The sequence below is a fragment of the Spirosoma sp. genome, from assembly GCF_048594605.1.
Classification (GTDB): Bacteria; Bacteroidota; Bacteroidia; order Cytophagales; family Spirosomataceae; genus Spirosoma.
Genome location: NZ_JBMDWV010000026.1, coordinates 1 through 11378, shown reverse-complemented (window position 1 = coordinate 11378; position 11378 = coordinate 1). Strand labels below are relative to the sequence as shown.

Below are 11378 nucleotides of genomic sequence, written 5' to 3'. Positions count from 1 at the left end.
GGCTCACTACGTCCTGATTCAGACCCAGACACTCAAAAATCATAGCGCCCTGGTACGATTGCAGGGTAGAAATTCCCATTTTCGAGAAAATCTTGAGCAACTCTCCGTTGACGGCCTTTACGTAGTTTTTATAAAGCTTATCGAGGTCGTAATCAACCGACAACAAGCCCTTTTCTTTCATACTGGCAATCGTTTCGAACGCCATGTATGGGTTCACGCCCGACGCACCATAACCGATAAGTGTAGCTACGTGGTGCGTTTCCCAAACATCGCCCGCTTCGACCACAATACCTACCTTACCCCGCAAACCCTGACGAATCAGGTAGTGGTGAATAGCGGAAGTAGCCAGCAGTGAGGGAATGGGCGCATGGCTGGAGTCAATTGCGCGGTCGGACAGCACCAGAATTGAGTACCCGTCCTGAATGGCATCTTCAGCGTACCGGCAGATGCGATCAAGAGCTCGTTCGAGCGACTTGCCCTGGCCATCGGCCGTGAAAAGGCAGTTAATTGTTTTTGCCTGAAACTTTGGCTTATCGATAAACCGAAGTTTGTCAAATTCTTTCGTAGTCAGTACGGGTTGCTCCAGTTCGACCTGACGGCAATGTTCGGGCGACTCACTCAGCAGATTATACGTAGCACCGACAAACGAAATCAGTGACATGATGGCCCGCTCACGAATCGAGTCAATTGGCGGATTGGTTACCTGCGCAAATAACTGTTTGAAGTAGTGACTCATGTGCTGGCTCTGCTCCGATAAGATCGCCAATGGTACGTCGGTACCCATAGAACCAAGCGCTTCTTTCCCCGTTTCGACCATCGGGGCCAGAATCATCCGCAAATCTTCCGACGTAAAGCCGAAGGCTTGCTGCATACGTAGCAACTTGGCCGGGTCATATGGATTGTACGATCGGATTGGCGCTTCCAGATCCTGAATCTTGATTTTATTGCTGTCGAGCCATTGCTGGTAAGGGCGACGCGTAGAAATTTCCGCTTTAATTTCTTCGTCGGCCACAATACGTCCCTGCTCCATGTCAACCAGAAACATTTTGCCCGGTTGCAAACGACCTTTCGAAACGACGATAGCCGGATCGATGTCCAGAACCCCAACTTCCGAAGCCATAATGACGACATCGTCGTTAGTCACCCAGAACCGTGATGGACGCAGACCATTGCGATCAAGCGTAGCACCAACGATACGTCCGTCTGTAAATGAAATCGACGCAGGGCCATCCCAGGGCTCGATCAGTGCCGCATGGAACTCGTAGAACGCTTTCCGGACTGGGTCCATGTGTTCATTACCATCCCAGGCTTCAGGAACGAGCATCATCATTACGTGTGGCAGCGAACGCCCACTCATAACGAGCAACTCAATCGCGTTGTCGAGGTTTGCCGAGTCCGACTGTTTCGGGTCGCAGATGGGCAGCAGCATGTCCATCTCCTCTTTAGTAAACTTCGACGATTCGAGCAGACCTTCAGCCGCTTTCATCCAGTTGACATTGCCCCGAACCGTATTGATTTCGCCGTTATGCGCGATATAACGGAAAGGCTGAGCCAGTTTCCAGGATGGAAATGTATTGGTTGAAAAACGTGAGTGAACAACTCCAATCGCAGAAACCACCTCATCGTTCTGAAGGTCGGGGAAGTAGGGTTCTAATTGAAGAGTCGTTAACTGACCCTTATACGTAATGGTACGGCAGGAGAGCGATGAAAAATAAAAATGGTCAACACCCGCAATCGTTTCATTGATAATACGGGTACTGTAGTTGCGAAGAATATATAATTTACGCTCAAAGTCATCTGCATTCGTAATGTCGGCGGGGCGTTTAATAAACACCTGCTCCATTTGCGGCTCAGCAGACCGCGAACCATTACCCAGATCACTGTTATTGACGGGAACAACCCGATAGCACAACAACTCCAGCCCGAGCCGTTTCATTTTGCGGTTCAATACCGCCCGACATTCTTCACGGAGCCATACGTCTTTCGGAAAATACACCATTCCCACGCCATATTCAAGCGCGGGAGGGAGATGAACACCCAATTTTCGGGTTTCATCAACGAAAAACTCGTGAGGAATCTGGATGAGCAAGCCTGCGCCATCGCCGGAGTTGGGCTCTGACCCAACAGCGCCCCGGTGTTCCATACGCCGAAGCATCTGGAGCGCATCCGATACAATCTTGTGAGACTTGCGGCCTTTGATATGAGCTACAAAGCCGATACCGCAATTGTCGTGTTCAAACTCGGGGCGGTAAAGACCCGCCATTTGGTCAACCTGATCAGACATGGTCGTAACAGTGTTGGATAAGGCTTCTGTTTTCAGGCGCTCTCATTGTGAGAATCGCAAAAAACAGAGCCGATTTTTAAGAAAATCTAAATTAATCAAATAGCCCGGCTTAATATTAAATCCGGAGATGGTCGTCGGGCTGAAGGGTGTTTGTGACAAAGTCACGCAATATACTACCAAAAAAATTCGGCAAAAACACCTTTTGTCGGAATTTAATACTTAGTGGACCTAATTGTAATTTTGATTATAATTCTTCTTGAAAAATGCCAATTTGCAAACGGTAATCAGGTTAGTTGAATAGATAATCATCCATTTACATCATTTTAATGAGGTTCAGTATATACCAGAAAACTTGAGTGGCTGAGTAATTGCTGAAAAAACGAATGATGAAAATAGGTGTTTTTTCGTTCAATCACAAGAGGAGTGGTAAATAAAAAAGCCGCTCAGGTGAGCGGCTTGAGGCTTTTTGTGATTCGGCTGGGATTCGAACCCAGGACCCATACATTAAAAGTGTATTGCTCTACCAGCTGAGCTACCGAATCGTTTCCCTTTGAGCGAACCCGTTGTCGTCGTTTGGGAATGCAAAAGTAGATGTTTGTTTTGCTAAACGCAAGAGGGCTCTAAAAAAAAGTTAAGTTTTGAGTCAGTTTTACCACTTCGACGGCCTCCCGGACGTCATGAACCCGCAGAATGGATGCCCCGTTCTGAAGGGCTATCGTGTTGAGTACGGTGGTGCCATTCAGGGCTTCATCGGCACTGATGTTCAGCGTTTTCCAAATCGTCGTTTTTCGCGAAAGACCAACCAGCAAAGGCTCATCGAAAAGGCTGAATGCGGTTAGAGAATTTAACAGAAAAAAATTTTGTGTAGGTGTCTTCGCAAAACCAAATCCGGGGTCAAGAATAATGTCTTTTACGCCTAAAGATCGTAATTCGATAAGTCGGGCTGCCAACTCATCGATCACGTCAGTTACTACGTTCTGGTACGTAGCCAGCGACCGCATGGTTTGGGGGGTGCCCCGTAAATGCATTAGCACATACGGTACGTCCAACTCCGCAACCGTGGTAAACATAACCGGGTCCAAGGTTCCACCGGCTACGTCATTAATCAGCACAGCGCCCGCATCAATCGCCTGTCGCGCAACCGAAGCCCGAAAGGTATCAACTGAAATGAGCGCGTCAGGAAAGTGGCTCAGAATGGCTTCAATAGCGGGTAAAATTCGATCGGCCTCTTCAGTAGGGCTTACTTCGGCGGCACCGGGTCGGGTCGAATAGCCGCCAACATCCAGGAACGTAGCGCCCTCAGAAAGCATTCGCTGGGCCGTCTGAACGGCAGCCGTCGCGATGGATGCCTGACCTGATAGGCGGCTGCCGGCGAAGAACGAATCGGGTGTTACGTTCAGGATTCCCATCACGGCCGGTGTTGTCAAATCGATCAGCCTGCCCCGGCAGTTCAGCGTTTTTTTCGTAACTTTCGGCATAAAAAAAGTCGTCAGTCATCAGTCGATAGTCACGGTCCGCAACGGCGGACCGTGGTTTGTTCCTATGGTTTACTATCGGCTGATGGCTGCCGACTATCGACTATGAATAATACGGAATCCGAATATCGGCAGGTTATCCAACGCTGCAAAGATTTATTTCTCAAAAAGAACCAAGATTATGGCACGGCCTGGCGCATTTTGCGGCTACCTAGCATTACCGACCAGATTTATATCAAAGCCCAGCGCATCCGTACGTTACAGGACACAGGCGTTAGCCGAGTCGGAGAAGGCATTGAACCTGAGTTTGTTGGTATTATTAATTACTGTGTCATGGCGCTTATTCAGCTTGAGTTGACCAACGATTTGCGTACCGACATACCGACCGATGAACTTGAAAAGTTATACGACGAACAGGTTGGTCGGGTAATTGATCTGCTCTTTGCCAAGAACCATGATTACGGTGAAGCCTGGCGTGAGATGCGGGTAAGTTCAATGACGGATATTATCCTGATGAAATTGCTACGTACCAAACAGATTGAGGATAATCAGGGCACTACGTTAGTTTCAGAAGGCGTTGAGGCCAATTATATGGATATGATCAACTACGCCGTTTTTTGTTTGATAAAAAGTAACGCGGGCGTAAACCCGCAGTAGTCGTCAACCAGCGGGTCTACGCCCGCGTTACGTATGAATCCAGCAGCAACGCAACCTAAAGTTAAAACCGGTACGCCCCCGATGTTAATTGCGGCCCGTATCGCCCGTATTTTAGTCGGGGTTGTTTTTATTTTTTCAGGGCTGATCAAACTCAATGATCCTGTCGGAACGCAGATCAAGTTTGAGGAATATTTCGAAGTCTTTGCCCAGGACGTACCGTTTCTGCATGATTTCTTCATGGCGCTTATTCCCTTTACGTTGGTAATGTCGGTATTATTCTGCGCGGCTGAAGTGATACTGGGAGTGGCACTGTTAGCTTCTTACAAGCCGAAACTGACGGTCTGGCTGCTGTTTTTTCTGATCGTTTTCTTTACGTTTCTGACGTTCTATTCAGCTTATTTTGATCGCGTTACCGACTGTGGATGCTTTGGCGATGCCATCAAACTTAAGCCCTGGACATCGTTTGGAAAGGACGTAGTGCTGACAATTTTGATTCTGTTTATTATTGGGCACCGTAACCGATTGCGTGCTCGTAAAACAGGCTGGCTGGTTGCGCTTACTACGTTATTGACCTTAGGCCTGGGTATCTATGCGGTTCAATTTTTGCCACCCCTCGATCTGTTGCCTTATGCCGTGGGCAAGAATATCCCTGCTCAGATGAAGCCATCAGAACCACTACGTTACAAATACATTATGGAGAAAGACGGAAAAACGACTGAATTTGAGCAATTTCCGTCCGACCAAAGCTATAAGTTTAAGGAGATGGTGCTGGTAAATGAGAACGCCAAGCCCAAAATAACCGACTATCGGATCTGGAGCGATGATAGTGATTTCACGCAGGAAACCTTTACCGGAAATAAGCTTTTCATTATCGTCAAAAATACGAAGGATATTGATGCGGGTAGTTTACCGGCCATCCGTTCGCTGGTGGAAGGGCTGGAGGGGTCGGCCATTTCACCTTATATCTTGACTTCGGTTAGCGATGATGAGATCAAAGCTTTTCGCAAAGAATTTCAGTTAGACAACGTACCATATTACAAAGCAGACGCTACGGTGCTGAAAACGATTATGCGCTCTAACCCCGGTACGTGGCTGATGAGCAACGGTACGGTACGTGGTAAATGGCATTATAACAGCACACCCAGTGCCGATGAGGTTAAAAAATTGTGAGTGAGTAATTGAGTGGATACTACGTCACTCAATCGCTTATTCGCTTATTATGAATGAAAAATATCTTTCTGATCGGCATGCCGTCGTCTGGCAAGAGTACACTGGGGAAACGAATTGCCGAAGCTCTTCACTATCGATTTATTGACACCGATAAGCTAATTATTCGGCAGGAGGGACGCTCTATTGCTGATATATTTGCCCAGTCGGGTGAAGCGTATTTCCGGGAACTGGAACGACGCGTGTTGCGAACGATACGTCCCGGTGGTAGCCTGGTGGTGTCAACCGGGGGCGGGATGCCCTGCTTTCATGATAACATGGCTTATATTAACGCTACTGGTGTGTCGGTATTTCTGGATGTACCGGTCGACGTATTGGTGCAACGAATAATGGCCCATGCGCAGGAGGATCGGCCACTTAACAACCCCAGCGCTCCCGATCTTTCAGAGGTTTTACAAAAGCGGTACGAAACCCGACTGCCTGTTTATTCGCAGGCCAACATAATTATTTCGGGCGAAACAAACGAAGACGAAGTCTTGAGACGAGTAGGTGAATGGTTATAAATCAAAAAGCCGTGCTACGTAGCACGGCTTTTTGATTTATAAAAAATTTCATTAGAAAAATACACCGACGGATAGCATTACGTTCGTGCTACGGTTGTTGATCGATACGGTAGGCGAATCAGCATCTCTGTTCAATTGATACGGCGAATAACCGGATTGGAAAGTCAGATACGAAGCCGCTAAATCAGCGAAGAAGCGTTCGTTACGCATACCCAAACCTGCTGACAGTAGGAGTTTAGACCGGTCAGCTTGTGCAACGCGATCCAGATCGACTTTATATGCACTTGGCAAATAACCAACCCCGGCCCGAACGCGCAACAGGCCCGCCCGAACCTCCGCCCCCGCCCGAAGATTGATTACGTTTTGATACGTATCCTGAACAAATCTTCTGACATCGTTTTTGAATGACGTATTGTCCTGTTGATTGGTGAAAGCAGATGTCCGTACGCGCATACCTTCGTAGTTGACATACTCAGCCGTTGCCGTAATAAAGCCAATTTTGCCTTTATTTAGAAAAAGGGTTCCCCCGAGCGATCCACGTAAAGGCGTTTGAAGTGTGTACTCGAAGTTGTTAGACGGATCGACAACGTCTACCGAATTAGTGAGTAACGAAATACCCTGCGGATTCGGATTCTTTACGTTTGCGGTAAGGGTTTGGCCAAAGGTTTCATTGGCACTGCTCCAGGTGGGTGAGGTTATGGTGGCACCTACCTGAAAATCAGGGATAACTTTATAGATGATCCCTAAAGAAGCATTGATGCCGTTGCCCCGTACGTCGAAGCGATTAATCTGGCCGTAGTTCGCAAAAACCTGCCCATTGACTGGTGATTCAAGGAAATTAAACTCCGATGTATAACGCAAATGCGTAAGCGCAACAGAACCACCAATATAAAGTTTATCGTCCAGGTTTCCGGCGTAGGCCAGTGTCCACTGGGAGTGCGTTCCTGATCGGCTTAGCGTTGACTGTTGATCCTTCGGCGTATTAACATCGAAACGGGAGTAAGGCGGGCCTGAGTAATTCGGTGTTGTGGTCGTTGTCGGGTTAATGAGAAACAGCCCATATGCGGCTGCTTCGCGAAAGTCGGCCTGGCGAGTGTTGGGGAAAAAGCCATCCGTCAATTCCTGTTCGCTATAAGCAGCGTTGTTTGCACCCTCAACGTACGATTGAGCGATGGAGGAGTTGGGGTTGTTGTTCCGGCCGCTCGCGTTAGAATAATCGAAAAAATTGGCGGATTGCGAATACGTGATTCCCCAGGCAGACCGGCGCCACCGCCGACTTCCATTGGTACCACCTGCAAAGACAGCCCCAAACTGACCGACGCTAACTTTACTGGCACTGTTGGCCGTTTGCTGACCCAAAAACGTAGTCTGGTTATTGGCCGACGTATACATCGGACTAATACTAATCTCTGAACGATTATAAAACGCCAGACCAGCGGCATTACCGAAGAGATTACTGGCATCACCGCCTAGCGCAGCATGGTTTCCACCGAGGCCTCGAAACCGGGCGGTTCCACTCTGACTAAAATCAGAAAAGCGAAAGGCATCATCTGCATAATCGTAAGCTGCTCCCTGACCAAAAGCCAGCCGGGAGAATACGACTAATGTAGCCGAAAAAAAGAAATGCTTATTCATGGGTGTAAATCTTTATAAAGCAATTGGTGGATTAGGCTCCGTTTTGGCGTTAGAACAATCAAATGAGTAAACGTTTAATGACTGAACCGCATATACGTAGCATCTTCGACAGATAGAAAACGAAAATCCCTGCCAATTGTCCTAATCAGCAGGGATTTTTTAATGATTATTTAGAAAAAACTACCGTGGGCCACGTCCACCACCGCCACCTCCGCCGGAGTAGCCGCCACCGCCACCACTTGGAGCACTGTAGCTTGGGGCGCTGTAACTGCGACTAGGCTGGCTATAGCTTGGCTGACTCATGTTAGGCTGGCTATAGCTTCCCCGGCCCTGACTCTGATTCTGATACGACGGCTGCTGGTAGCTCTGCGATTGATAACTACGGTTGCTGTTGCTGTATCCGTTGTTCGAAGGCGTGTAGCTTCCCCGGCTGCTTTGACGTGGGCGAGCGTAATAATCGCTGTTGGAGTTGCTGTTATACGATGGAGCCGGGTTGGTAGCCGTATTGTTGGCACCTCTGCCGCTGTTATCGTAATAGTAATTACCCCGACTGCTTGTGCTTGGCCGAGCGTAGTAATTATTGTTGTTACCCCGTGTGTTAGCAGAGTTACTAGCCGTACCCGAATTGTTATAGCCGCTACGTCCATTGCCCGAATTATACGACCGTGGGGTGTTGTCAAAGCTGGAAGTATATCGCCCAGCATTACGTCCAACGGCAGGATTGTAAGTGCGGGTACGGTACGGATCTGCGCCCGCTACGTATACATTGTTTACGTACACAGGATTTCCCCAGTAACCACCGCCACCGTAGTAGTTGTAAGGCGAATAGAATGGACTGTAAAATCCACCACCTCCCCAACCATAGGCATACGAGCTATAAAATGGATCATATCCAAATGGTGAGTTGAACGGGCTATAGGCAAACGCACTGCCGTAAAAGGGCGAATAGAATGGACTACCGAACCGGAACCCGAACGTACTCATCCCTAGTCCAAGTCCTAAACCATTATAGAAGCCTGTGTTGTTAAAGCCCCATCGGTTCCAGCTATACGCTGAAGTCATGGCAGAGTTGTAGCCGTTAACAAAACCAGAATTGTAGGCGTTTGTGCCTTCATCGTTCCAGCCCGGATCAGGAGAAAGTCCCCGGTTTAGCTTGCGAGCACTCAATTCTGAGTAATACTCGTCAGTGTTCGAGCTGTAACCCTGCTGTTCGTCATTGAAATCAGGGTTAGCGTTACGTAGTGATCGCTTCTGCTGCTGACGACTGTAGCGTTGATCCTGCCGGGAATCAATCGAAGAATAGTCGGACGAGTTGCTAGCATAAACGGCAGCGTTGCCAGAATTACCATACAAATCGTCGACCTCACCGGTGTTCTGAGCCGTCTGAAGGCTGGATGAACAGCTCCAGAAACTCATCAGCGCACCCAGTGTCAGGTAGCGATATAAATGTTGTTTGTTCATTTGGCCAGGGAATTAAAGTCGTTAAGACGCTTAAATTGGAGTCCTTTCAATCTATAACACTGGATTGATCAGTTTGATTACAAAAATAGAGTAAAAACCTATCTTTGCAAGTCCTATATCTGTTAGATTCCCATTTATCCGATAAGGTTTAATCTGTTTTAAAAAAAAAGTCAATGTTAGTCGATAGTTGATCGTCGTCAGCGCTAGTCAGGAGAAAGGTAAATTACTTTCGATTAGCTGCCGACCAGTATCAACGCTTGCCTGACGACTTACCTACGCATGGCAAAAGCAATTCCGTCCCGCAGTGAAAATTATTCCGAATGGTATAATGAGTTAATAAAACGAGCCGATCTGGCCGAAAATTCAGCCGTGCGTGGCTGTATGGTCATTAAGCCCTACGGCTTTTCGATCTGGGAAAAAATGCAGCGGGCACTGGACGATATGTTCAAGGAAACAGGCCACACCAACGCTTATTTTCCGCTGTTTATTCCTAAATCCTACCTGAGCAAAGAAGCGTCGCACGTGGAAGGATTTGCCAAAGAATGTGCGGTTGTTACCCACTATCGGCTGAAAAACGCAGAAGACGGATCGGGCGTAATTGTTGATCCTGAAGCGAAGCTGGAAGAAGAATTAATTGTACGTCCTACGTCGGAAACGGTAATCTGGAGTACGTATAAAAACTGGATTCAGTCGTACCGTGATCTGCCCCTGCTCATCAATCAATGGGCTAACGTAGTACGCTGGGAAATGCGGACTCGTATTTTTCTGCGCACAGCCGAATTCCTGTGGCAGGAAGGACACACGGCACACGCTACGTCGGAAGAAGCACAGGCCGAGACTCGCCAGATGCTCGACGTCTACGCGCAATTTGCCGAAGAGTGGATGGCCGTACCCGTAGTGAAAGGAGCAAAAACGCCCAACGAGCGTTTTGCGGGTGCTGAAGACACGCTTTGCATCGAAGCCATGATGCAGGATGGTAAAGCCTTGCAGGCCGGTACGTCGCACTTCCTGGGACAGAATTTTGCGAAAGCGTTCGATGTACAGTTCCTGACGAAACAGAATCAGCTGGACTACGTTTGGGGAACGTCATGGGGTGTTTCGACCCGGTTGATGGGGGCCTTAATCATGGCTCATTCCGACGATGACGGGCTGGTGCTGCCACCAAAACTGGCGCCCATTCAGGTGGTTATCGTGCCTATTTACCGAACCGACGAACAACTGGAGCAACTGTCTGCTAAAATCAAGCCGCTGGTTCAGGAGTTGAAAAAAGCGGGGATTTCGGTGAAGTACGACGATTCGGATGCGAATAAACCCGGCTGGAAATTTGCCGAATACGAACTTCGTGGTGTACCGGTTCGGCTGGCAATGGGCGGTCGTGATCTGGAAAATGGTACGGTTGAAATAGCCCGTCGTGATCTGAAAACTAAAGAAACCGTACCTTTCGACGGTCTGACGGAGCGTATTAAAGAATTGCTTGACGATATTCAACGAACGATTTATAACAAAGCTCTGGCGTTCCGAAAGGAGAATACGCATAAAGTCGATACGTTGGAACAGTTTAAAGAGCAGATTGAAAAAGGTGGGTTTTTGCTGGCGCACTGGGATGGTACCAGCGAAACCGAAGAAGCCATCAAAGAAGCAACTAAAGCCACCATTCGCTGTATTCCATTCGATCAGGAAGCCGAAGAAGGTGTAGATTTTTATTCGGGCAAGCCATCAAAGGGCCGTGTAGTATTTGCGCGGGCTTACTAACCGCTACGTAACAGAAAGAGGTCCGCTATAGCTAACCGTTAGCTATAGCGGACCTCTTTCTGTTACGTGCCTACTAGCGCATCGATAATTGTTGCTGGCGCAGATGCTGCATATACCAGCTTGCGCCCGCATACGTAACGGCGATTAGACCAAGTAACCAGACCGCCCCGCCCCAGCTTAGGTACGACCAGGTTTTTCGACTCACCAGATCCATTATAGCCATTATCATCATGCATAAGCCTATGGCCATGATAAATGCATTCCGTAGCGACGTATTATAGGCACGACGCAAGTCGTAAGCGCCATACGCTTTATTTCGAAATTCAAAGACAATGTCGTCCAGACTCGCTTGCCGAAGTTGTTCATCCGTCATGGCCAGTTCGG

Annotated in this window: 8 protein-coding genes, 1 tRNA gene and 1 pseudogene; 4 read left to right on the top strand and 6 right to left on the bottom strand. The window is 48.2% G+C overall.

Annotation, left to right across the window (positions count from 1 at the left end):
- The 3 genes from ACOJS8_RS01285 to folP form a co-directional block, all read right to left on the bottom strand.
- Window positions 1-2284: glutamate synthase central domain-containing protein (locus tag ACOJS8_RS01285; RefSeq protein ID WP_420146714.1), on the bottom strand; the 2284-nt coding region annotated here is incomplete at its 3' end.
- A gap of 469 nt (window positions 2285-2753) precedes the next feature.
- Window positions 2754-2826: transfer RNA gene (locus tag ACOJS8_RS01280), tRNA-Lys, on the bottom strand.
- 78 nt (window positions 2827-2904) lie between these two features.
- On the bottom strand, window positions 2905-3762 hold the full coding sequence (gene folP, locus ACOJS8_RS01275; protein ID WP_420146713.1) for a dihydropteroate synthase: 858 nt from the start codon (window positions 3760-3762) through the stop codon (window positions 2905-2907).
- Between the two features lie 102 nt (window positions 3763-3864).
- Here folP and ACOJS8_RS01270 point away from each other — a divergent pair, with 102 nt between their 5' ends.
- From ACOJS8_RS01270 to ACOJS8_RS01260, 3 genes are read left to right on the top strand one after another with little or no spacing between them, the layout of a single operon-like run.
- Window positions 3865-4416 carry a DUF1599 domain-containing protein gene (locus tag ACOJS8_RS01270; RefSeq protein ID WP_420146712.1) on the top strand — a complete coding sequence of 184 codons (552 nt, stop codon included), beginning with the start codon at window positions 3865-3867 and terminating at the stop codon, window positions 4414-4416.
- A 33-nt stretch (window positions 4417-4449) separates the two neighbouring features.
- Window positions 4450-5586: a BT_3928 family protein gene (locus ACOJS8_RS01265; protein ID WP_420146711.1), complete on the top strand. Its 1137-nt coding sequence runs from the start codon at window positions 4450-4452 to the stop codon at window positions 5584-5586.
- Between the two features lie 53 nt (window positions 5587-5639).
- Window positions 5640-6146 (top strand): shikimate kinase, encoded by a 507-nt coding sequence (locus ACOJS8_RS01260; protein WP_420146710.1) that lies wholly within the window; start codon window positions 5640-5642, stop codon window positions 6144-6146.
- A gap of 51 nt (window positions 6147-6197) precedes the next feature.
- Here ACOJS8_RS01260 and ACOJS8_RS01255 read toward each other — a convergent pair whose 3' ends face one another.
- Both ACOJS8_RS01255 and ACOJS8_RS01250 read right to left on the bottom strand, forming a co-directional pair.
- Window positions 6198-7781, bottom strand: a complete 1584-nt coding sequence (locus tag ACOJS8_RS01255; protein WP_420146709.1) for a hypothetical protein — start codon at window positions 7779-7781, stop codon at window positions 6198-6200.
- 180 nt (window positions 7782-7961) lie between these two features.
- Window positions 7962-9242, bottom strand: coding sequence for a hypothetical protein (locus ACOJS8_RS01250; RefSeq protein WP_420146708.1), 1281 nt, complete (start codon window positions 9240-9242; stop codon window positions 7962-7964).
- A 279-nt stretch (window positions 9243-9521) separates the two neighbouring features.
- Here ACOJS8_RS01250 and proS point away from each other — a divergent pair, with 279 nt between their 5' ends.
- The gene (gene proS, locus ACOJS8_RS01245) at window positions 9522-10994 is read left to right on the top strand and encodes a proline--tRNA ligase (RefSeq protein ID WP_420146707.1); all 1473 of its coding nucleotides are present in this window, start codon (window positions 9522-9524) and stop codon (window positions 10992-10994) included.
- A 73-nt stretch (window positions 10995-11067) separates the two neighbouring features.
- Here the strand turns inward: proS and ACOJS8_RS01240 are convergent.
- Window positions 11068-11378 (bottom strand): annotated as a pseudogene (locus tag ACOJS8_RS01240) (hypothetical protein); the annotation flags it as partial.

Coding starts and splice junctions, on each gene's coding strand:
- folP (WP_420146713.1), bottom strand. CDS start 3,762: ATGCCGAAAGTTACGAAAAAAACGCTGAACTGCCGGGGCAGGCTGATC.
- ACOJS8_RS01270 (WP_420146712.1), top strand. CDS start 3,865: ATGAATAATACGGAATCCGAATATCGGCAGGTTATCCAACGCTGCAAA.
- ACOJS8_RS01265 (WP_420146711.1), top strand. CDS start 4,450: ATGAATCCAGCAGCAACGCAACCTAAAGTTAAAACCGGTACGCCCCCG.
- ACOJS8_RS01260 (WP_420146710.1), top strand. CDS start 5,640: ATGAAAAATATCTTTCTGATCGGCATGCCGTCGTCTGGCAAGAGTACA.
- ACOJS8_RS01255 (WP_420146709.1), bottom strand. CDS start 7,781: ATGAATAAGCATTTCTTTTTTTCGGCTACATTAGTCGTATTCTCCCGG.
- ACOJS8_RS01250 (WP_420146708.1), bottom strand. CDS start 9,242: ATGAACAAACAACATTTATATCGCTACCTGACACTGGGTGCGCTGATG.
- proS (WP_420146707.1), top strand. CDS start 9,522: ATGGCAAAAGCAATTCCGTCCCGCAGTGAAAATTATTCCGAATGGTAT.